21 protein-coding genes and 1 riboswitch are annotated in these 20836 nt (G+C 66.1%); of the genes, 14 read left to right on the forward strand and 7 right to left on the reverse strand.

Features of this window, described 5'->3' with window-relative positions; all coding sequences use genetic code 11:
* Nucleotides 1-3: 3 nt before the first annotated feature.
* A riboswitch (cyclic di-AMP (ydaO/yuaA leader) is annotated at nucleotides 4-170 on the reverse strand.
* A gap of 425 nt (nucleotides 171-595) precedes the next feature.
* Nucleotides 596-2059, forward strand: a complete 1464-nt coding sequence (locus ACMX2H_RS14975) for an aldehyde dehydrogenase family protein (protein WP_414961490.1) — start codon at nucleotides 596-598, stop codon at nucleotides 2057-2059.
* Here the strand turns inward: ACMX2H_RS14975 and glsA are convergent.
* A complete protein-coding gene (gene glsA, locus ACMX2H_RS14980) occupies nucleotides 2056-3870 on the reverse strand; it encodes a glutaminase A (RefSeq protein WP_414961492.1) in 1815 nt (604 codons plus the stop codon). The genes ACMX2H_RS14975 and glsA overlap by 4 nt on opposite strands.
* 116 nt (nucleotides 3871-3986) lie before the next feature.
* Between glsA and ACMX2H_RS14985 the strand changes: the two genes are divergently transcribed.
* The 3 genes from ACMX2H_RS14985 to ACMX2H_RS14995 all read left to right on the forward strand — a co-directional run bounded on the left by ACMX2H_RS14985 (nucleotide 3987) and on the right by ACMX2H_RS14995 (nucleotide 5891).
* The gene (locus tag ACMX2H_RS14985) at nucleotides 3987-4781 is read left to right on the forward strand and encodes a hypothetical protein (RefSeq protein WP_414961494.1); all 795 of its coding nucleotides are present in this window, start codon (nucleotides 3987-3989) and stop codon (nucleotides 4779-4781) included.
* Nucleotides 4782-4907: 126 nt separating this feature from the next.
* Nucleotides 4908-5330 carry a lipopolysaccharide assembly protein LapA domain-containing protein gene (locus ACMX2H_RS14990; protein WP_414961496.1) on the forward strand — a complete coding sequence of 141 codons (423 nt, stop codon included), beginning with the start codon at nucleotides 4908-4910 and terminating at the stop codon, nucleotides 5328-5330.
* A gap of 12 nt (nucleotides 5331-5342) precedes the next feature.
* Nucleotides 5343-5891: a DUF488 domain-containing protein gene (locus tag ACMX2H_RS14995; RefSeq protein ID WP_414961498.1), complete on the forward strand. Its 549-nt coding sequence runs from the start codon at nucleotides 5343-5345 to the stop codon at nucleotides 5889-5891.
* Nucleotide 5892: 1 nt separating this feature from the next.
* On the opposite strand, the gene ACMX2H_RS15000 is transcribed toward ACMX2H_RS14995, so the two are convergent.
* The 5 genes from ACMX2H_RS15000 to ACMX2H_RS15020 all read right to left on the reverse strand — a co-directional run bounded on the left by ACMX2H_RS15000 (nucleotide 5893) and on the right by ACMX2H_RS15020 (nucleotide 9304).
* Nucleotides 5893-6192, reverse strand: coding sequence for a hypothetical protein (locus ACMX2H_RS15000; RefSeq protein WP_414961500.1), 300 nt, complete (start codon nucleotides 6190-6192; stop codon nucleotides 5893-5895).
* A 90-nt stretch (nucleotides 6193-6282) separates the two neighbouring features.
* On the reverse strand, nucleotides 6283-7059 hold the full coding sequence (locus ACMX2H_RS15005) for a phosphatase PAP2 family protein (RefSeq protein ID WP_414961501.1): 777 nt from the start codon (nucleotides 7057-7059) through the stop codon (nucleotides 6283-6285).
* Nucleotides 7052-7285 carry a CDGSH iron-sulfur domain-containing protein gene (locus ACMX2H_RS15010; RefSeq protein ID WP_414961503.1) on the reverse strand — a complete coding sequence of 78 codons (234 nt, stop codon included), beginning with the start codon at nucleotides 7283-7285 and terminating at the stop codon, nucleotides 7052-7054. The genes ACMX2H_RS15005 and ACMX2H_RS15010 overlap by 8 nt, the downstream gene beginning before the upstream one ends.
* The gene (locus ACMX2H_RS15015; protein WP_414961505.1) at nucleotides 7215-8249 is read right to left on the reverse strand and encodes a glycosyltransferase family 2 protein; all 1035 of its coding nucleotides are present in this window, start codon (nucleotides 8247-8249) and stop codon (nucleotides 7215-7217) included. Before ACMX2H_RS15015 ends, ACMX2H_RS15010 begins: the two co-directional genes overlap by 71 nt.
* Nucleotides 8246-9304 carry an iron-containing redox enzyme family protein gene (locus tag ACMX2H_RS15020; RefSeq protein WP_414961507.1) on the reverse strand — a complete coding sequence of 353 codons (1059 nt, stop codon included), beginning with the start codon at nucleotides 9302-9304 and terminating at the stop codon, nucleotides 8246-8248. Before ACMX2H_RS15020 ends, ACMX2H_RS15015 begins: the two co-directional genes overlap by 4 nt.
* A gap of 198 nt (nucleotides 9305-9502) precedes the next feature.
* Here ACMX2H_RS15020 and ACMX2H_RS15025 point away from each other — a divergent pair, with 198 nt between their 5' ends.
* Nucleotides 9503-10063, forward strand: a complete 561-nt coding sequence (locus ACMX2H_RS15025; protein ID WP_414961509.1) for a type 1 glutamine amidotransferase domain-containing protein — start codon at nucleotides 9503-9505, stop codon at nucleotides 10061-10063.
* Nucleotides 10064-10161: 98 nt separating this feature from the next.
* Here the strand turns inward: ACMX2H_RS15025 and ACMX2H_RS15030 are convergent, their stop codons facing one another.
* Nucleotides 10162-11589 (reverse strand): NtaA/DmoA family FMN-dependent monooxygenase, encoded by a 1428-nt coding sequence (locus tag ACMX2H_RS15030; protein WP_414961511.1) that lies wholly within the window; start codon nucleotides 11587-11589, stop codon nucleotides 10162-10164.
* Nucleotides 11590-11862: 273 nt separating this feature from the next.
* Between ACMX2H_RS15030 and ACMX2H_RS15035 the strand changes: the two genes are divergently transcribed.
* The 9 genes from ACMX2H_RS15035 (at nucleotide 11863) to fmdA (ending at nucleotide 20827) form a co-directional block, all read left to right on the forward strand.
* On the forward strand, nucleotides 11863-13608 hold the full coding sequence (locus tag ACMX2H_RS15035; RefSeq protein ID WP_414961513.1) for an ABC transporter substrate-binding protein: 1746 nt from the start codon (nucleotides 11863-11865) through the stop codon (nucleotides 13606-13608).
* A gap of 12 nt (nucleotides 13609-13620) precedes the next feature.
* Nucleotides 13621-14703, forward strand: coding sequence for an ABC transporter permease (locus ACMX2H_RS15040; protein ID WP_414961515.1), 1083 nt, complete (start codon nucleotides 13621-13623; stop codon nucleotides 14701-14703).
* Nucleotides 14700-15566 carry an ABC transporter permease gene (locus ACMX2H_RS15045; RefSeq protein ID WP_414961517.1) on the forward strand — a complete coding sequence of 289 codons (867 nt, stop codon included), beginning with the start codon at nucleotides 14700-14702 and terminating at the stop codon, nucleotides 15564-15566. The genes ACMX2H_RS15040 and ACMX2H_RS15045 overlap by 4 nt, the downstream gene beginning before the upstream one ends.
* Nucleotides 15563-17323 carry a dipeptide ABC transporter ATP-binding protein gene (locus ACMX2H_RS15050; RefSeq protein WP_414961519.1) on the forward strand — a complete coding sequence of 587 codons (1761 nt, stop codon included), beginning with the start codon at nucleotides 15563-15565 and terminating at the stop codon, nucleotides 17321-17323. The genes ACMX2H_RS15045 and ACMX2H_RS15050 overlap by 4 nt, the downstream gene beginning before the upstream one ends.
* 183 nt (nucleotides 17324-17506) lie before the next feature.
* Nucleotides 17507-17983 carry a fluoride efflux transporter FluC gene (locus ACMX2H_RS15055; protein WP_414961521.1) on the forward strand — a complete coding sequence of 159 codons (477 nt, stop codon included), beginning with the start codon at nucleotides 17507-17509 and terminating at the stop codon, nucleotides 17981-17983.
* Nucleotides 17980-18345, forward strand: a complete 366-nt coding sequence (gene crcB / locus ACMX2H_RS15060; RefSeq protein WP_414961523.1) for a fluoride efflux transporter CrcB — start codon at nucleotides 17980-17982, stop codon at nucleotides 18343-18345. Before ACMX2H_RS15055 ends, crcB begins: the two co-directional genes overlap by 4 nt.
* Before the next feature lie 200 nt (nucleotides 18346-18545).
* Complete coding sequence (locus ACMX2H_RS15065; protein WP_414961525.1) at nucleotides 18546-19181, forward strand: AmiS/UreI family transporter; 636 nt, start codon at nucleotides 18546-18548, stop codon at nucleotides 19179-19181.
* Nucleotides 19182-19245: 64 nt separating this feature from the next.
* Nucleotides 19246-19530 (forward strand): FmdB family zinc ribbon protein, encoded by a 285-nt coding sequence (locus ACMX2H_RS15070; RefSeq protein WP_414961526.1) that lies wholly within the window; start codon nucleotides 19246-19248, stop codon nucleotides 19528-19530.
* Nucleotides 19531-19570: 40 nt separating this feature from the next.
* Nucleotides 19571-20827 carry a formamidase gene (gene fmdA, locus ACMX2H_RS15075; RefSeq protein ID WP_414961528.1) on the forward strand — a complete coding sequence of 419 codons (1257 nt, stop codon included), beginning with the start codon at nucleotides 19571-19573 and terminating at the stop codon, nucleotides 20825-20827.
* The last annotated feature ends 9 nt before the right edge of the window (nucleotides 20828-20836 follow it).

The raw sequence follows: 20836 nt of genomic DNA on the forward strand, positions 1-20836 counted from the left end.
GAAGTAACCTCTCCCAATGCTTACGAGGTGAGCTGTCGGATTCGGATGGGAGTCACCCGGTCGTGCGGCAGTGCGGCAGGCACCAACCACGCGACTTAACCCCAAGGGCCCCAAGAGGGGCCCGGAAAGTGGGTCCCCCGCCTCTGCCAGATGTCTAGCGAACAAACTCGGGAAGGTTGGCAGAGCTCAGCAAGACCTTCCGAGGACGCGGCGGATGATCGCCGACGTGATGAATACGTTACGTAACGGTTCGATAACTGTCCAAGCCCTGAGATTTTCCTGTGGATAACCTGAAAGCCGGAAGGATCGCACTTCCCCTCGGCCGTTTTGCGCCGAATCTCCACAGGCCATTTGCTACATCGGGTGGAACAGACCGGTGCCGCCCCCGCCAGTTGGGGGCCCGATTTAGGGCCATCCGAGTGAACATCATCACCAAAAACTGCCCTTCGCAACGCCTCCACAGGACGCAGGGACTGCCATTGTGAGAGCCCGACGGCGGGAGTAGGCTCCGGATTAACCGGGCCGCGCGAACGGCCGGCGCTCCTGCTTGCAGCCGGCGGCGTAGCCCAGCCACTTCGGAGAGGAATGAAGCGCCATGCCCATCACCCGAGATCTGATCATCAACGGCGAGCACGTCCCGGCGGTTTCCGGCAAGACCACCGAAGACATCAGTCCCTTCACCGGTGACTCTTACGCGACCGTCGCCGCTGCCGGTCCGGAGGATGTCACTCGAGCCGTCGACGCGGCGTCGGCGGCGTTCGATACCTGGGCCGCGACCCCTCCAACCCAGCGGTCGAAAATCTTCCTCAAAGCTGCCGATCTGCTTGAGGACCGGATGCAGCAGGGCATCGAACTGATGGCTGGCGAGGTTGGCGGAGTGGCGGTCTGGGCCGGCTTCAACGTCCAACTGGCGGCCAACATCCTGCGCTCCGCAGCGGCAGCCACCACGGCGCCGCGCGGTGATGTGCTCGCCACCGACCTGCCGGGCAAGTTCTCGCTCTCGGTCCGCCAGCCGTACGGAGTGGTGGCGGCGCTCTCGCCCTGGAATGCGCCGTTCATCCTGGGCATCCGCGCCATGGCCATCCCGCTGGCCGTGGGCAACACCGTGGTGCTCAAACCGAGCGAGGACGCGCCGTTGGCCTGTGGGTTGTTCCTCGCAGATGCCTTGCTGGACGCCGGCCTGCCGCCCGGTGTGCTCAACGTGATCACGAACGACCGCGCCGATGCGAACGACGTGGTCAGCACGCTGATCTCCGACCCGCGTGTGCGGAACGTGAACTTCACCGGTTCCACCAAGGTGGGACGGATCATCGGCACGCTGGCTGCACAGAACCTGAAGCCGGCGGTGCTCGAGCTCGGCGGCAAGAACTCGCTGGTGGTGCTGAAAGACGCAGACCTCGACTACGCGGTCCAGGCGGCGGCTTTCGGCTCGTTCATGAACGCCGGGCAGATCTGCATGTCCGTGGACCGGGTGATCGTGGACCGCAGCATCTCCGAGGAATTTTCCAGCCGTTTTGCGGAGAAAGTGGCCAAGCTGCCCACCGGCGACCCGATGAACCAGGCCACCGTGATTGGACCGCAGGTCAATCAGGCATCGGCGGACCGGCAGTACGCACTGATCGACGATGCCGTCGCCAAGGGAGCCACGGTGCTGGCCGGCGGGGAGAAGGCGGGCCAAGCGGTGGTTCCGGCGACGGTACTGTCGGGTATCACCGAGGAGATGCGGATCTACGCCGAGGAGATCTTCGGTTCAGCCACCACGGTGATGGAGGTGGACGGCGCGGAAGAGGCGGTGAAGCTGGCCAATGACACGAATTACGGGCTCACCTCCGGCGTGATCACCGAGAACCTAGCCGAAGGCATTGAGGTGGCACAGCGGCTCAAAACCGGCATCAGCCACGTCAACGACCAGCCGGTGCAGGACGAGCCGATGGCCCCGTTCGGCGGCATCCATGAGTCCGGCTACGGCAAATTCGGCGGTCAGGCCGGCATCAATTCGTTCACAGAGGAGCGCTGGATCACCATCCAACAAAGCGGACACGCCCAATATCCGTTCTAATCGCGGATGCGCACGGCCGTCTCCCGCATGTAGCGGTCCACATGGGCGTACGCGTCGCGGGTCAGCGCCTTCCACAGTTCGACGGCGAGGCGCGGGTTGTCCTGCTCCAGTCGGCTGATCGCTTCAGCCGGGAGGAGCTTGACCCGTACCTCGCCGTGGGCGCGGACGGTGGTTTCCTGCCGGTCGGCGCTGCCCAACGCCATTTCACCGAACGTCATGCCGGCGCTGAGGGTGGTGAGCTTGACTCGGCTGTTCTCCGGGCCGGGCGATGTGGTGACGACGCTGCCGGACAGGATGAAGTAGACGCCGCCGAAGCGCTGGCGGATGCGGCGGATGACCTCGCCGTCGTCGTAGCTGTGCTCCTCCATCAGGGCGGCGAGCGCAGCGGCGTCTTCGGCGGCGAGCGGGCTGAGCGCGGGCGAGTCGGCAACGTCCACAGTGGCCGGCCGGCAGAGCGCGTCCCCATAGCTGGCGATCAACTGGTTTTCGGCGAATTCGACGGCGGCGCTGCGGGTGGCGAACGACGGCACCGCCCGCCCGTCTTCTTCGAACCGCTGCGCCAGGGCGCCTTCGCCGTCGATGAGCACCAGGCCGCGTCCGTCCTGCGCCAGCGATGTCCGGAGCTGCTCCAGCATGTCCAGGGCGACCGGGGCGGTTTCATCGACCCGGCGCATGTCCAGGATGATGAGTTCCACCGACTCGTCCAGGTCGCTGACCTCGCGCACCATGGATTCCGTACCGGCGAACAGTAGGTCCCCGTTCAGCTCGATCACCCGGGCGCGGTGGGCGTTGTCGCGCAGCACTTCTGCGGCCTCGTCATTGCGGCGGATGCCGGACGGGGCGTCGGTGATGTCGTAGCTGGCCCGGATGGCATTGCGGCCGGTGCGGGCGGCCCGGACGAAGTGCAGCCCCATATCGTGCGAGACTCGCCGGCTGGCCTCCACGCCGCGGACGCTGCTGCCATGATCGTTCAGCGGCGGTGAATAGACGGCCAGTCCCAGCTGGCCCGGGAGTACCGCGAGCAGCCCGCCGCCGACGCCGGACTTGGCCGGCATGCCCACGTCCGAAAGCCACGCCCCGGCGTCGTCGTACATGCCGCAGGTGGCCATGACAGAGAGGACCCGTTCCTCCACCTCCAGGTCCAGCACCTGTTTGCCGGTCAGCGGGTTGGTGCCGCCGTTGGCCAGCGTGGCGGCCATGATGGAAAGGTCGCGGCAGGTGACCAGCACCGAGCACTGCCGGAAATAGTCCTCTGCCACCGGGTCCGGGTCCTGCTCGATGATCTCGAAGGAGCGGAGCAGGTGCGCCAGCGCCCGGTTGCGGTAGCCGTGCCGGGCCTCCGACTGGTAGGTGCGCTCGCTGACGGACAACTCGCGGCCGGCGAAGGCCGAATAGTGCTCCAGGATGCGCCGGAAGCCGGTCTTTCCGCCGCTGCCCTTGCTCAGCGAGGTGGCGGTCAGTGCCCCGGCGTTGATCATGGCGTTCGCCGGGCGGCCGGTGCCGGGAGCCAGCGAGATCTCGTTGAACGCGTTGCCCGACGGCTCCACATCCACCTTTTGGTCCACCGCATCCAAACCCAGATCGGACAGCGCGAGCCCGTAGGTAAAGGGCTTGGAGATGGACTGGATGGTGAATTCTTCGCCGGAATCGCCGACCTCATAGACGTAGCCGTCCACGGTGGCCAGGCAGATGGCGAACTTGTCCGGGTCTGCGCCCGCCATCCCGGGTATGCCGGCATAAGGCTTGCCGTCCTTGAGTCCGCTGAGCTCGGCATGCAAGGTGCGCAGGTAGCTCTGGATAGGGGAGTCCATGCTTGCCAGCCTATGCGGTCCCGAACGTCGGGACCGGCCGGGTCCGGGAGGGCAGGCCTGGAAACGGACGCCGCCGCTCACCCAGCAGAGGCTCCGGGCGGGCTAAATTTGGCTGCATGAGTGATGCCCTGCCGCCATCGGCCGACCACAATCCGCTGTTCGGCCTGCTGGCGTCCGGCGACCGGGCCGGGACGCTCGCTTACGCGGCAGCGATGGACGACGACGAAAAGCGCCGGCAGAAGTCCCTGGTAAGGAAGCTCCGGTTGGTCGTGTCGGCGGAACCGACCGGCGCACGCTCTCCGGACGGCTGGTGGCTGGGTCCGTTGACGGCAGAGCACTGGGCCGCCGCCGACATCGCACACATGGCCTGCATCGGCGCGGAACGGTCCGCCGACCTGTCCTACACCGATCGCAAGGTGGCCCGCGATGCGCCGCCGGCCCTGTTTCCCGACCGGCTGGAACTGTTCGTTGAATCCTGGTCGGCCCGCTTTGAACGGAACCCGAAAGGCTGGGACCGCAACCGCGGTACTGAAGCAATGTTTGACTGGGTCCGTGACGGGCTGGTCCCCGCACCGGCACAGCGCGGGGCGATGCTGCTCCTGCTTGGCGAGACGCAAGTGCAGCGCATCAACTTCCTAAAGTTTCTGGGCGAACGGCCCGGGCTGATCAACGTGACGCTGAAGGAGCTGTTCCACGTGCCCGGCGTCAAAGGCGCCAGCGCCATGCAGTTCGACGAAGCCAATCCGCGGGAGAACCGCCGGCTTTCCGTCCTGCTGCCGCAGCTGGTCAAGCTGGGCTACTGGGACGGCGAGTGGGTCCGGCACAGCATTGAACACGTGCTGGCCAGCGATGAATGGCCGGAGTACCAGAAGCGTTTTTTCAAGCTCCTGCGCAGCAATCTTGCAGAGTAAAAGGAGCAGAGTCCGGCCCGTGAAGTAGCGGCACACAGGGTTTCCGCGTTCTACGCCCGGTGTTGCCCGGCGGGCTGTTCGTCTACGCTGTGGGAAAAGGCGGCAGCGGCGAAAGGCGGGACAGTCATGGCTTCCAAACCGCACGGCACCGGGCCGGACGGCCTCGAGGCTGAGGGCGGCCGATCGGCTACGGGACGGTCCGGCGGGTCCGGCCGCGGGGCCTCGGACGCAGTAGAGCCGGGGACCGGCGGACCGGTCAGCGGTCGGCCGACGGGCACGCAGGCGAACCAGCGGAACACACGGCTGGGCATGATCTGGACCTCGGTTGTGATCGCACTGATCCTGCTGGTGCTGCTGATCATCTTTATCGCGCAGAACCAGGACCAGGTCCTCTTGCGCTACTTCGGCTTCGAGGGGCAGGTTGGCCTGGGGCTTGCGCTGTTCATTGCCGCGGTCGCCGGCGGGATTGTGGTGGCAGCCGCCGGTGCGGCCCGGATCATCCAGTTGCGGCTGCGGGACCGCAAGACGCGCGGATCGGTCCGCCCGTAGCGCCCGTTGCCGATGGGCCAGGACATTCCACGCCGGTTGTTCACGTTTGGTCACGGCACCAGCACGCCTGACGAACTCGCTGCACTGCTCAAGGGAGCCGGCGTGCAAAAAGTCGTTGACGTGCGCCGATTCCCGGGCAGCCGCAAGCACCCGGAGATGGGCCGGGAGGCGCTCGCCGGATGGCTTCGCGACGCCGGCCTGGGCTACCGCTGGGAAGAAGCGTTGGGCGGGCGACGCCGGATTGCGGCGGGGGAGCCGGAGCCCGACAGTTGGTGGCGGGTCGCCGCCTTCCGCGCCTACGCCGCCTACACCCGCACCCCGGAGTTCGCGGACGGTCTGGCGCGTCTGCTGGCCGACGCCGAAGCCGCCGAAGTGGCCATCATGTGCAGCGAGAGCGTGTGGTGGCGGTGCCACCGTCGGCTCATTTCCGATGTGATGGTGGTCTTGCACTGCGTGGACGTCGTGCACCTCCTGCCGGGTGGCAAAGAATCACGGCATGAGCCGTCAGCCGGCGCCAGAAGCGCCGGCGGCCAGCTCTACTGGGACCGTCCGGAAGACTAGGTCAGCGCTTGCGGCCGAAGACCAGTGACGCCAACGCCGTCGCTGCCGTCACCGTATAGACGGAAGGCCAGGCACCGATCTTCTTGGCCAGTGGGTGGGACAGCCCGAAAGCGGCCAAATATCCGGCGGTGAGCGCAGCAGCCCGGCCCGTACCGGCGTCGCGCTTCCAGAGAGCGAAGGCACCGGCGCCGGCCGCGGCCAGCACGGCTCCGCCCAGTGGTCGGTTCTTGGTGGCGCGGGCGGTCTGGAAGCCGCCGATCAAGCCGGCGCTGGTCAACAGGGAAGGGGCAATAGAAGCCATGGAACACTCCTGACGTTCGGGGCTTCCAGCCTAGCGCCCAGCCGTCCGGTGCCTATGCTGTCCGGCCAGCACAGACACCGGAGCAGACCTTCAGCCGGCGTCGGGGTCCCGGTACCAGATGGTGAGATAGAGCCTGTGGGCCGTGATCACCAGGGCCAGCCACGCGATTCCAAGGGTCCACGCAACCAGCACATCGGTGAACCAGTGATGGCCCAGGAAGACCCGGCTCAACCCCATGGCCATCGCAAACAAGGCCGCGGCGCCAGCCGTGAAAATCCTGGATTGCCGCCGGGCCTGGCGCAGGATCAGCAGATAGGCCACAACGCCCGCGATCACCACCGCATTGAGGGAATGCCCACTGGGGAACGACGCCGAATATTCGTACGGCGGCACCGCGTCCGCGAGCGGCGGCCGGGCCCGTCCAATGAACTGCTTGGCCACCACCGTCATCAACAACGACCCCACACCCGCAGTCACGATCAAAATGGCGGGCGTCCACGACCTCCGGTGGAGGGTCAGGATGACCAGAGCCGCGATGGCCAGAATCGGCATACCGATGGGGCCGCCGATAGTTGTAAACGCCGTGACCGTTGTGTCGAGCCAGGGCGACCGGAGTGTCCGTGCGCCGTCCAGAGCCGGTTGGTCCAAGGCGGAAACACCGTCTCCCTCGGTCACCGCCTCATAGATTTCCGTCGACGCCACGGTGAGCAGGACAGCGATCAGAGCCCCGACGGCCAGGGTGAGAAGCAACGCGGCGTGCGGTCCCAGGAGACTGCTGAGCCGGGCCATCCACCCGGCGAGGAGCCGTCCCGCCGGTGTTCTGTTCTTGATCAGGTCCGGCCCGGCCACCCCGCGGTCGTCACGCATCCGGCGCAGGCTGAGACTTGGCGGATTGTTTGCGTCTGGCCGCGAGCAGTTTGTGCGTGCCGTCGCAGTAGGGCTTGATGCCCGATCCGCCGCAGCGGCACAACGCTACGGTCTCCCGCGACCGGGCCACCGCTTCGCCGTCGCCGTCCACCAGGTCAAAGTCGCCGCGCACCAGCAGCGGCCCGTCGGGGCAGACCACGATCTCTGTCGGATCCTTGCTCGTCATACAGTTCTCCTCGGTTGAGATGGCCGTACTGCCGCCGCAGTGCCGCCGGGCTGCTGGCTGCAGTCCGCAGGCGCCGACCGCCGTAGGGCATACCGCCGGCACAGCGCCAGGCCAGCGCGATCCACGACGTCACCGCGCGCTCCAGCAACCAGAGCGGCGCCCACCAGGCGGCCCACATACTGAACACCTGCTCACCGCCCGCCCGCCGTCGTCCGGCTTCCGCCATGACGACGGCGGCGGCAGCCAGCGCGGCACAGGCCGCGGGGCGGCGGACCAAGACCACCATCAGCGGCAGCAGCAGCAGTTCCACGGCCAGCCGGGCCGGCTGGGTCTGCGAATCATAGGCCTGCCGGACCCGCGGACCCACGAAGTGCCGCAGCGTCGGCGGCAATCGGCGGACGTACACCCCGTCCGCCCTGATCTGGCGGCCGCCGGCGGCTTGGACCGTCCGGATGAGCTCCAGGTTCTCGAACAAGACGTCGCCGCGGTACCCCTGTGTCTGCAGCAGCACCGAGCGGCGGACGGCCATGGTGCCGGGGTAGTCCGAGGCGAAGGCCCGGTTTAGCAGCGACCGGGCGGTGTCCCAGCGTGCGTGCCACGGCAGCGGGTCGAAGAAGTTCTGCGGCCGCACCAGGTCGGCCTGCACCAGCAAACCCGCCACCGAGGCCAGCGACTCCGGCGTGTAGCGGACATCGTCGTCGGCAATGATCACGAGCTCATGCCGGGAGTGCCGCAGCCCGGTGAGCACGCCCTGCACCTTCCCGTTGGATGTCGACGGCCCGTCCGGGCGCAAATGCTGTCCGCGCTGCCGCCAGAGCAGGTGATGCTGGGCGAAGACAGGATCCGGCGAGCCGTCCACCACCGTGAGGTCCGCCCACTCCGGCAGCGATTCCAAGTAGGCGGTCAGTTCGGCGTCGCCACCACTGTCCCGCCACTTCAACGGCAGGACGTACTCGATCCTCACACTGCTGCGCCGGCCGCGACCGGAGCCTCCGTGCCTGGATCAAGCGGTTGGCGCAGCGCGGAGCGGCCGGCAGTCCAGGCGTCCATTTGCCATCCGCCTGCGAGCCCGTCCAGATAGAGGGCGCTGCCGGCCCCAAAGAACACGTCCGCGGCCAAGGTCGGGTCGCCGGTAATCAATCCGCCGGCCAAGTCCCGCCCGGCAATCTGTTCGTGCACCGCGTCGGCTTCCACGTGCTCGTCAAAATACTCGGTCACTTGCTCGCCGTACCCCAGCCGGCGGAATCCGCGGGCGTATTTGCCGTTGGGAATCGACGAGGTCATTTCGTAGATGGCCAAGTGGCCGCAGATGGCTCCGCGCAGGCGGCGGTGCAGCCCGAAGAGGGACATGGTGTTGACCGATGCCAACGTGATGGCCGGAATGCAGTCGACGTAGGCTCCGAAAGCCGGATTGAGCCCCAGGCCCTGCATGGTGCGGGCGAAAAGCTCCGCGTGGATCCGGCCGGGCTTGCCGCCGCCGTATTCGTCTGCCTGGATTTCCACCATGGCCGACTTTGCCCGGCCGCGCAGCCGCGGGATGGCCCAGGTATGCGGGTCGGCCTCCTTGAGTTGGTACACCGAACGCAGCACCACAAATTCGTTGGCCTGCTCCGCCGTGGCGTCCCGGGCCAGGAAAGCGGAGACGCTTGGCCCGTCGTCGTCCGCTGCCAGCTCGAACAGCCGGTCCGCCACAGCCTGCGACGTGAGTTTCTCCGGGATGGACACGGAGACGGATTCGCGCAGCCTGGCCTCAAGCCGCTGCTCGATCAGCGCGCGGACCTGCAACAGCTGCACGTCCCATTCCCACCGGTCGTCCACGCCTTCCAGCCCGCCGTAGTGCAGTTCGTACAGGCAGAACAGCGCCAGCTGCAGATCGTCGTCGTACAACACGTCCTCGGTGGCGGCAACAGCCTGCTCAGCGGCGGCCAGGAGTTGCGGCAGAGCGTCCGAAGCATCGTCGCGCGGCAGTGCGTTCAATAGGGTCTCGCTGACCGGACCCCGGGGATGTGGAAGCTTCACGGCGTCTCCTTATTGACTTTGGCTGCACAGGCGCGGTGCTGATTTCAAGTGCATCCTTGCCGTCGCGCTCCGTCAAGAGGGCCAGCGGCGGCAGAGGTCCCGAGGCGGGCCGGGCCGTTGGAAGGGCCCTTGGCTTCGCTTCCCAGCGGTGGCAAGGTGGGAAGAGTCCGAACATCCCTGAAGGAAGGACGGAAAACCATGCCCGAAATTGCAGGTAAAAAAGTCTTGGTTGCGGTCAGCAATCGCGGCGTTGAGCAGGACGAATTAAAAGTTCCGGTGGAAAAGCTCCGTGCCGCCGGCGTCGACGTCCTCGTCGCGGCGTCCGAGGCCGGCGAGGTGGAAACCCTGGTCGGAGACTGGGAACGCGGCGAGAAAATCCCGGTAGACAAGCCCTTGCCCGATGTTTCCGACGGCGACTACGACCTGCTGGTGCTGCCCGGCGGCACGCTGAACGCTGACGCGCTGCGGCTGGACCCGGATGCCCAGGGAATCGTGCGCTCCTTCTCCGAATCCGGCCGGCCGATCGCCGCGATCTGCCACGGGCCCTGGCTGCTGGTGGAAACCGAACGCACGCGGGGCAAGACGCTGACCTCGTACATCTCGCTCAAGGCGGACATCATGAACTCCGGCGGTCGCTGGGACGACGAGCCCGTGGTGATCGACCGGGAGCACGGCTGGACGCTGGTGACCTCCCGCAACCCCGGCGACCTGGACCAGTTCGTCGACGGAATCAAGGAAGTACTCGCCGAGACCACGTGACTCCTACGGACTACGGCGGTGCCCCACCCCAGCGATGAAACGCCAAGGGGCGGGGCGCTACCGCTGACCCGGAGCGGCAGCGCCGGTAGCAGCGGTGCCTAAACGTTGGCCGGTGCGGCTGTCTCCGCTGCGGGCCGCGCCGCAGCGTTCGCCTCCTCCCAGCTGGCCGGGCCTCCCGCGAAGGCGCCGCGGTAGCCTGCAGCCGGGTGGCGGTCGTTGAGCAGCGGAGCGCCAAACAGCTTCTGCCGCAGCGGGCCTTCGGCGTACTCGCGCTGCGCCAGGCCCCGCTCGCGCAGCACCGGCATGACTTTCTCGCCGAACTCCTCGAAGGAACCGGGGATCACCCAGTTGATCACGTTGATGCCGTCCACACCGGCGTCGCGCCACAGCTCCAGCTGGTCAGCTATCTGCTCCGGCGTGCCGACAATGCGCGAATTGCGGGCCTGTAGCCAGGCCAGGTCTTCGATCAGCGGTTCGCGATCGGTGATGGCCTTGGAGAGCCACTCGGTGAAGCCCTTTGACGTGTTCGTGTCCACTTCCGAGAGCGGGGTCTTCGGCGGGTAGACCCGGCCGGTGCGGTCCAGGATGGCCATGTGCGCCAAGTAGCCCTCGACCGAGACGTAGCGGTCGTACTCTGCCTCCTTCGCCTTCGCCTCGGCCTCCGTCTCACCGATGATGAAGGACAGCCCGGCGAAGAACTTAATGTCTTCCGGCAGCCGGCCGTGGGTGGCGGCGCGGCGCCGGGTGTCGTCGACGATCTGGCGTGCGACATCACGGGTCGGCGCGATGATGAATGCGGCCTCGGCGTTGCGCGCGGCGAATTCGCGGCCCGATGTGGAAGAGCCTGCCTGGAACAGCACGGGTGTGCGCTGCGGCGACGGCGCGGGCAGGTGCGGGCCCTCCACCCGGTAGCGGGCGCTCTGATGGAAGATCTTGTGGATCTTTGACGGGTCGGAGAACCGGCCGCCTTCCTTGTCCTTCAGTAGCGCGCCCTCGTCCCAGGAGCCCTCCCAGAGCTTGTACACGATGTCGACGTACTCGTCCGCCCACGCGTAGCGCTCGGTGTGGTCCGTCAGCGCCGGGAGGCCGTAGTTGCGCGAGGCGTTCTCGTTGATTCCGGTGACGATGTTCCAAGCGATCCGTCCGCGGGAGATATGGTCCAACGTGCTCATCTGCCGGGCGAAGTTGAACGGGTGGTTCTGCACCACGTTCGACGTCGTCGCCAATCCGATGTGCTGGGTATGCACGGCGAGCGCCGCGAGCAGCACCGTCGGATCGTTCGACGGGATCTGCAGACCCTGGTGCGCGTAGACGTCGAAGTCGGCCTCGGGGTCACCGTAGAGTCCCGAAACGTCGGCGAAGAACATGGCGTCGAACTTGGCGGCTTCCAGCGTCTGCGCCAAACCAATCCAGGTGTCCACGTCGTTGAATTCGGTCTGGCCGGCATCGGGCCGGCGCCACTGGCCGTGGTGGATGTGGCTGGCGGTGTTCATCACGAACGCGTTGAAATGCAGTGGCTTGGGCATGACGGCTGTCCTTGTCCTCGAGGGCCTGGCGGCGGTTTCCTTGTGCCCTCGATGCTGACCCCCATCCCTCGGGCAGCGGAAGTTGTGTGTCGCCGTCGTGGCTTCCATGGCGCCGGGTGACGCAACATTGCCCCTTTATGTCTCGCAATGACGGGATGACGACGGCGGCGCCGGCTACCGCAACAAACTTTGGCCGGGGTGCCGGGCGTGGGTTGGACTGTCTCCACCCATCTACCTGACCGATCCACATCGGCCGTCCCAAGGAGCAGCACCGTGAAAAACCGCCAGCCGGCGTACCAGCCGTCCACCACCGATCCAAGCCGACCGCGACTGCGCAACGGCCTGCCCGTCATCGGGCGGAGCAGCCTTCACACCAATGGCGGAAAGGGGTCAGGCCGGAGAGCAGCCTCCGCCGCCGCGCTGCTTGGCGTGCTGGCGCTGACGGCATGCGGCAGCGGTTCCGGCGGAGCGGCCGGCGCTGCCGCGGGGGAGAAGGTGGACGGCGGGACCATCCGCTATGCCCATCTGCAGGAGCCGCCCTGCATCTACGGCGGCTGGGTCCAGCAGGCCTACCTGTCGCGGCAGGTGCTGGATTCGCTGGTATCGCAGACCGAGGACGGCAGCATCGTCCCCTGGCTGGCCGAGGAATGGAGCGTCAGCGAGGACCAGCTGACCTGGACCTTCAAGCTGAAGGAAGGCGTCAAGTTCACCGACGGCACTCCGGTGGACGCGCAGGCCGTGAGCGACAACTTCGAATACTGGACCGGCGGCGGCAACGGCACCGTGCAGGCCTACATCCAGGAGTACTACGAGACCAGCAAAGCGGTGGACGCCAACACACTGGAGGTGAAGTTGTCCGCGCCGTACTCGCCGCTGCTCTCCGCGCTCAGCCAGGGCTACTTCGGCATCCAGTCCGCCGCCGCGCTCAAGGAGCGGACCGAACAGCAGAACTGCGAGGCTCCGATCGGCTCCGGTCCCTTCACGGTGGGCGACTGGAAGCGCGGCGAGTCGGTCACGTTCCGGCAGAATCCGGACTACAACTCCGCACCGCAAAACGCCAAGCACCAAGGCCCGGCCTACGTGGACTCGGTGGTCTGGTCGTTCGTGCAGGACAACACCTCGCGCTTCGGCTCGCTGACCAGCGGCGAGTCGGACGCCATCGGCGAGGTGCCCACGGTGGACTTCGAAACGGCCAAGTCCCAGTTCCACGTGCAGCAGTACATCACGCCGGGCCGCCCGGTCACGCTCTCGCTCAATACCGTTGAGGGCCCCTTCACTGACACCAAGGTCCGCCAGGCCTTCGCCTACAGCGCCGACCGCAAAGCAGTGGTGGACTCCGCGTTCCTGGGCGTGGTCCCGTTCGAGCCCAACGGCACGGTCAGCCAGAGCACCCCGGGCTACAACGCGCAGATTGCCGGTGAATACCCGTTCGACCAGGCCAAGGCCAACGCGCTGCTGGACGAAGCCGGTTGGACCAAGCGCAACGCGGACGGCATCCGCACCAAGGACGGCCAGGAGTTGGCGATCGACATCGTCTTCGGCCTGAACTCGATCGTCACCACCGAGGGGGCCACCGCGCTGCAGAACCTGCAGGAACAGGTCAAGCCGGTCGGCTTCAAGGTGAACCTGCTGCCGATCACCCAGGCGGACCTGTTCGGCGGCGCCTATTCCACACCGGACAGCTACGACGCCCAGCTGGGGTACTGGACCAGCCCAACCGCCGGCATCCTCTACATCAACTTCCGGCAGAACACCGCCAAAAACCCGAACTACGCCAACACCGCGTTCTACAACAATGCGGAAATCGAAGACCTGATCCTGAAGGCGAACTCGGCCCCAAGCACCGAGGAAGCCAACACGTTCTACGCCCAGGCCCAACAGCGGCTCAGCGACGAGGCGGTGGCGGTGGGCCTCTACACGCAGACGTCCACCGTCGCTACCAGCCAGAACCTACAGGACGTCTGGCTGGAGGCATCGCAGGGCGAGCCGGTTTTCCACGACGCATACTTCACCGAGTAAGGAACGGCCGCCATGAGCACACTCAACAACGGCACCGGCCTCCTACCGAAGGCCGCAAGGTACGACGGCGCTGCCTCCACCGCGGGCGGCGGCACCGGCGGCGCGGCCAGCCAACCGGGACGCCGCCCGCCGCGGCCGAACAACCTGGTGACCTCGCCGGGGCTGCGTCGGGCGGCTGGCCGGCTGCTGACCGCCGTCGGGGTGGTCTGGGCCGCCGCCACCTTCACTTTCCTGATCCAGGCGCTGCTGCCCGGCGACCGGGCCACACTGCTGCTGAACCAGCTCGCCGGGCAGGTCCAGCAGCGCACCGCCGCGGAACTGGCACCGATCAACGCGAAATACGGTTTCGACGATCCGCTGATCGTGCAGTACTTCCGCTTCCTGGCCGACCTGGCCACCGGAAATCTGGGCGTCTCCTACCAATTGCACAAACCGGTCACCGAGGTGATCGGCGATCAGATCGGCCCCACCATCGGACTGACCTTCGCCTCGCTGCTGGTCGCATGGCTCATCTCCGCCGTGGTGATCGTGGGAACGGCCCGCCGCAGCCGGGCGGTATCCTCCGTGGCCTCCGGGCTCGAAGCCGTGGCGGCCGGCCTTCCGCAGTATTGGCTGGGCGTGCTCTTGCTGGTGGTGTTCGCGCTGAACCTGGGCTGGTTCCCGGTGGTCGGCGGCTCCGGTCTGGCCGGTCTGGTCCTGCCTGCCCTGACGCTGGGCATCCCGCTGGCCGGATTCCTCGGCCAGGTCACCCGGACCGAATTCGAGAAGGGCATGGACCAGCCGTTTGCCCTGTCCGCCCGGATGCGCGGCATGGGGGACACCGGGGTGCGGTTGCGCCACGTGCTCCGGCATTCGGTGCTGCCCGGCGTCACGCTTTCCGGCTGGGCGCTGGGGTCGCTGTTCTCCGGGGCGGTGATCGCCGAAAGCATTTTCAGCCGTCCCGGACTGGGCAAGGTGCTGGTCACCGCGGTCAATTCCCGTGACCTGCCGGTGGTCTGCGGCATTGTCATTCTGATCGCCGCCATCTATGTGCTGGCCAACCTGCTGGTGGACATCGCCTACACCCTTATTGATCCGAGGTTGAAGAACTCATGAGCACCTCCACCCTGAACCCATCCGTCAACGTCCCGGCCGCCGCGTGGCAACGGTTTCGCGAGGTTCCGCTGCTCCCGGCGGTGGCGGTCGCCGTCGTGCTCTTCTTTGTGCTGGCCGCGCTGGCACCACACCTGCTCACCGGGCGCGATCCGTTCGCCATCGACCTGCCCAACGCGCTGCAGGCACCCAGCCTGACCCACCCGTTCGGCACCGACCAGTCCGGCCGCGACCTCTACACCCGGGTGGTCTACGGAACCCGGGAGTCGCTGCTGATCGGGCTCGGCGCCACCGGGCTGTCCATGGCCATCGCCGTGGTTCTGGGAGTCGTATCCGGGCTCGGCGGGAAAATCTTCGACGGGCTGATCAGCCGCAGCCTGGAGGTCCTGTTTGCCTTTCCGGTGCTGCTGCTGGCCATGCTGTTCGTGACTGTCTACGGCCCCAGCGTCACCACCCAGATTGTTGCCGTCGGGCTGGGCACCGCGCCCGGCTACGCTCGGATGATCCGCGGCCAGGTCCTCGCCGTGAAGAACTCCGGATATGTGGAGGCGGCGCACGCGCTCGGACACAGTCGCTGGACGGTTCTGCGCCAGCACGTTTTCCCCAACGCCATGCGTCCGCTGGTCGCCGTCGTCACCCTGGGCATCGGGCAATCCATTGTTTGGGCGTCAGGCCTCGCCTTTTTGGGCCTGGGAGTTGCGCCGCCTTCACCGGAATGGGGTGCGCTGCTGGACGCCGGCCGCATGTTCATCACCCGGGCCTGGTGGCTGGAAGTGATGCCCGGTCTGGCCATCGTTGCCATTGCCCTTGCCGCCACCGTGCTGGGACACCACCTGCAGAAGAAGCTTGAAGGAGCCCGCTCATGACCGCCACGCTGGAACAAACCGCAACCGCCGGCACCGTCCGGCAGGAACTGCTCAACGTCCGCAACCTGAACGTCTCCTTCAACGCCGGCCGCGGCAGGAACGCCCGGTTGAACCACGTGGTCAAGGGCGTGGACCTGCGGCTCGCCGCTGGCGAATGCCTGGCCATCGTGGGCGAGTCCGGATCCGGCAAGTCGGTCACCGCGCGCACCTTGGTGGGGTTGCCCGGTGCCAACGCCGCGGTGCAGGCGGAGCGGCTGGAACTGGCCGGCCACCAGATCGGGGAGCTGGGGGAGCGGCAGTGGCGCCGGCTGCGCGGCAAGGACATCGGGTTCGTGCTGCAGGACGCACTGGTTTCGCTGGATCCGCTGCGCCCGGTGGGCAAGGAGATTGAAGAGGCACTGCGGCTGCACGGCTGGGGCAACCAGCGCTCGCGTGCGGCAAAGGCAGTGGAGCTTCTGGCCAGCGTGGGCGTCCCGCAGCCGGGACTGAGGGCGGGGCAGCGTCCGGATGAACTTTCCGGCGGACTGCGCCAGCGGGCATTGATCGCCTCTGCGATCGCGTTGGACCCCAGGATCCTGATTGCCGACGAACCCACCACTGCACTGGACGTGACCGTCCAGGCGCAGATCCTGCAGCTGCTGGGCCGGATGAAGGAACGCGGCACCGGGATCGTGCTGATCAGCCACGACCTCTCCGTGGTGGCCACCTTGGCGGACCACGTGGCCGTGATGCAGGACGGGTCCATCGTGGAGCAGGGCCCGGCCCGCCAGGTGCTGTACCACCCGCAGCACGAATACACCCAGGCGCTGCTGGACGCCATCCCGTCCGAACACACCAAGGGCACCCCGCTGACCAAGGACGGCCGCGCCCGCATCACCGCCACCAGCCGGCGTCCCCGGACCGCACGCCCTGCAGACGCCCCGCCGGTGCTACACGCAGAGGGACTGGTGAAAAGCTACCAAGGCCACGACGGCGTGATGCGCACCGTCGTCGATGATGTCTCCTTTGAACTCCGGGCGGGGGAGACCCTGGGGATCGTCGGCGAATCCGGCTCGGGCAAAAGCACCACGGCCAAGATCGCGCTGGCCATGCTGGAACCGGATGCCGGCCGGGTGCTGCTGGACGGTGCGGCATGGACCGGGATTTCGACGGCGGCCCGGCGTTCCCGCCGCCGCTCGGTCACCGTGGTGTACCAGGACCCGCTGAGCTCGTTCGACCCACGCTGGAACGCCCAGCGGATTCTCTTGGACGCCGTCTCGCTGCGGGACTTTCCCGGCGAGGCAGAGCGGGCAGCCCGCGTCCTGGAGTTGGCCGGCCAGGTAGGGCTGCAGGTGGAGCATCTGGCCAAACACCCGCTCCAGCTCTCCGGCGGCCAGCGCCAGCGCCTCGCCATCGCCAGGGCACTCGCCCCGGAACCGGAAGTCATCGTCCTGGATGAGGCGGTATCCGCCCTCGATGTTTCTGTGCAGGCCCAGGTACTAGACCTGCTCACCGATCTGCAGCAGGAACTAGGACTGAGCTACCTGTTCATCTCCCATGACTTGGGCGTGATCCACCACATGAGCGACCGGGTGCTGGTGATGAAAGACGGCCGGGCCGTGGAACAAGGCAGCGCCGAGGACGTCTTCAACCACCCCCGGCACCCGTACACCCGCGAGTTGTTGGCCTCGCTGCCCAAGCTGGGCCTGGCACCGGGCCAGCGGAACCCGGCCGCTGCTGCAGCGACACCGACCATAGGAGGAGGATCTTCTTCATGATTCTGCATCACGGGCTGCGGCGAGGACGCTGTTGCAGCTGTTGACCGCTGTACCGGGCCCCCACTGCGGGTAGCCCCACCCGGCTCGGAACCTCGCCGGGTGGGTCATCCCTTGAACCCGGACGAGAAACCCTAGACTGGCTGATGTGCTGTTGCGTAGCGATTTGCCCAACAGGGTGAACCTATGAGCCGCGGCGGCCGAGAACGCCCCGGCTCCAGACCGCTGCACCTACAGCTGCCCGCAATCTTGATGGTGATGGGCGGCGGGGCTCTGGGCACCTCGTGCCGGTACTGGCTGAACACGGCCATCCCCGCGCCGGACGGCTGGCCGTTGCCCACCCTCCTCATCAACCTCAGCGGGGCTTTCGCACTCGGCCTGTTGCTGGAAGCCCTCGCCCGGCGCGGGCCGGATGTCGGCACGCGCCGGACATTGCGGCTGCTCGCCGGCACCGGCTTCCTGGGAGCCTTCACCACCTACAGCACCCTTGCCCTGGACGCCACCCTTCTCCTGTCAGCCGACAGGATCGCCGACGCCGTGGCGTTCATGCTGCTGTCCGTGGTCGGTGGGCTGGCAACCGGGGCAGCCGGAGTGTGGGTGGCGGCTGCTCGCCGGGCCGCCGGTCCTCAGAAGTCCAGCGGCGCTGAAACGGATGCGAGATGACGATCCTTTTGGTGATGCTGGCCGGTGGGGCAGGCGCGGTTGCCCGGTTCGTCCTCGGCGGGCTGATCAGTTCCCGCTTCAGGGGCGAGCTGCCTCTCGGCACCATACTGGTCAATGTCAGCGGATCGCTGCTCATCGGATTGCTCGCCGGCGCCGTCATCTTCCACGGCGCCCCGGCTGCCCTGCAGACCGTGTTGGGGACCGGGTTCCTGGGTGGCTACACCACATTCAGTACGGCGAGCGTGGACACCGTCCGGCTGCTGCAGTCCCGCCGTCCCGTCCTGGCGCTGATCAACGCAGCGGGAACGCTGATCATGACCGTTGTGGCGGCGGCCGCTGGACTGGCCCTGACGCTGCTCTAGCCCGCCGACTTACCCGTCCAGACAGGTTAAACGCCACGTCGTTGACACTCCAGAATTTGTCCCACTATGCTGAGCCGGACATCCTACACGTGCTATCCGGGCACCGTTTACGGTGCGTGGTGTTGAGCTCTCTGAAGTGGGTTTAACGCCATACTCTTCAGTGCTACACCTCAAGCATCACCTGTATCGCGGGAGCGAACATGGGCAGTGTCGGTTTATTGTATGTTGGGGCTGTTTTGTTCATAAACGGCCTAATGCTGGTGGGGCTCATTCCGGGAAAATCAGCCGCCATCCTCAACTTTTTTGTCGGTACTATGCAGGTCATCTTCCCGACGCTCATTATTCTGCAGGCAAATAATGACCCTGCGGTGATTTTCGGTGCTGCAGGGCTGTACCTTTTCGGTTTCACGTACTTGTACGTCGGGATTCTTCAGATCACCGGTTACCCCGGCGAGGGGCTGGGATGGTTCTCCCTGTTCGTCGCCATCTGCGCCGTCGTTATCGGCATCATTCAATTCACCTCGGTCAATGATCCGGTCTTCGGATCCATCTGGCTCATCTGGGCGGTGCTCTGGTTCATGTTCTTCCTTGTGCTGGGGTTGCATAAGGAAACACTGACCCTCGCCACCGGTTGGTTCACCATTCTGGTCAGCTTCCTGACCGGCACCATCCCGGCGTTCCTGCTGCTGTTGGACCGGTATGAGACCGGCGGGGGCAGCGCCCTGCTCATGGCAGTAGCCGGAGCAATCTGCTTGGCCGTGGCCTTCTTCCTGGCCAGCAGGGGACTTCCGCATGCGAGTACCACCGAAGACACGGCCACTGCCTCCACTGCCTAGGAGGACATGCCGGCCGAGGGAAACAGCCAAGAGGAACATCCTCAAGGAAAGGAAACCGCTGCTGATGCCGATTTACGAATACCGGTGCCCCGAATGCTCGGTTTTCGACCTGATACGCGGAATGGGAGAAGCGCCTGATTCGGCGCCTTGCCCATCCTGTGGCAAAACGTCACCTCGCAAAATGAGTGCGCCGCACCTTTCCCGTGCCGGGTCTGCGCAGTTTCGGCTGATCGACGACGCCAAGCGCAGTGCGCACGAACCTCCGGTTGTCACCGGGCTCCCCGGTAAGGGAAAGAATCGTCCGGCGTACACTGCCAACCCGCTGCACCAAAAGCTTCCCAGACCCTAAGGAAACAAGTTTTTTCAGATCATCCTAAGGAGAGAGAAAAATGCCTGAGGTTATATTTCCCCTTGATTCAACAAAGAAGTTCGAGGACCAGGAAAAAGTCGGCCACAACCGGTGGCACCCGGAGATCCCGCCGGTGGCCACGGTCAGGCCCGGTGATTCCTTCCGCGTTCATTGCCGTGAATGGTTTGACGGCGCGATCGTCAATGACGACTCGGCCGAAGACATTCTTAATGCCCCGTTGCCGACCGTGCACAAACTCAGCGGCCCCTTCGCCGTTGAAGGTGCACAACCGGGCGACCTGCTGGTGGTAGACATTTTGGACGTGGGGCCCATCCCGCAAGAGGATTCCGGACCCTTGGCCGGACAAGGCTGGGGGTACACCGGCATCTTCTCTACGAACAACGGCGGTGGGTTCCTGACCGAACAATTCCCGGACGCCTACAAGGCCATTTGGGACTTCACCGGGCAGGTGGCCTCTTCGCGGCACGTTCCGGAGGTCTCGTTCACCGGGCTGATCCACCCAGGGCTGATGGGCACGGCGCCGTCCGCGGAACTGCTGGCCAAATGGAACAAGCGCGAGGGCGATCTCATCGCGACGGATCCCAACCGGGTGCCGCCGCTGGCTTTGCCTCCGCTGCCTCAAGATGCTGTCCTCGGGGGAGTGCCACAGTCCGATTTCGACCGGGTGGCCGGCGAAGCTGCCCGCACCGCGCCGCCTCGCGAAAACGGCGGCAACCAGGACATCAAGAATTTCTCGAAGGGCACCCGGGTCTTCTATCCGGTCTTCGTGGACGGTGCCAACCTGTCGATGGGTGATCTGCACTTCTCCCAAGGCGACGGCGAGATCACCTTCTGCGGCGCCATCGAGATGGGCGGCTTCATGGACCTGCATGTCGATCTCATCAAGGGCGGCATGGACACTTACGGAGTCAGCGAAAACGCCATCTTCATGCCGGGCATCGTGGATCCGCGGTTCAGCGAATGGCTCGCGTTCTCCGGAACTTCAGTGACCCTGGATGGAGAGCAGAAGTACCTGGATTCGCACCTGTCCTATCAGCGGGCCTGTCTGCACGCTATCGACTATCTGACCAAGTTCGGCTACAGCCGGGAGCAGGCCTACCTGCTGCTCGGCGCAGCGCCGATCGAAGGCCGGCTTTCGGGCGTTGTTGACATCCCCAACTCGTGCTCCACTGTCTACCTGCCCACCTCAATATTCGACTTTGACGTCCGGCCCTCGGCATCAGGCCCGCATCAGGTCGAGTCGAAGATGGCGGCGCCCATGGCCAAAAACAAGTAGCACCAACTC

The organism is Arthrobacter sulfonylureivorans (assembly GCF_047607445.1).
In the GTDB taxonomy this organism is placed as follows: domain Bacteria; phylum Actinomycetota; class Actinomycetes; order Actinomycetales; family Micrococcaceae; genus Crystallibacter; species Crystallibacter sulfonylureivorans_A.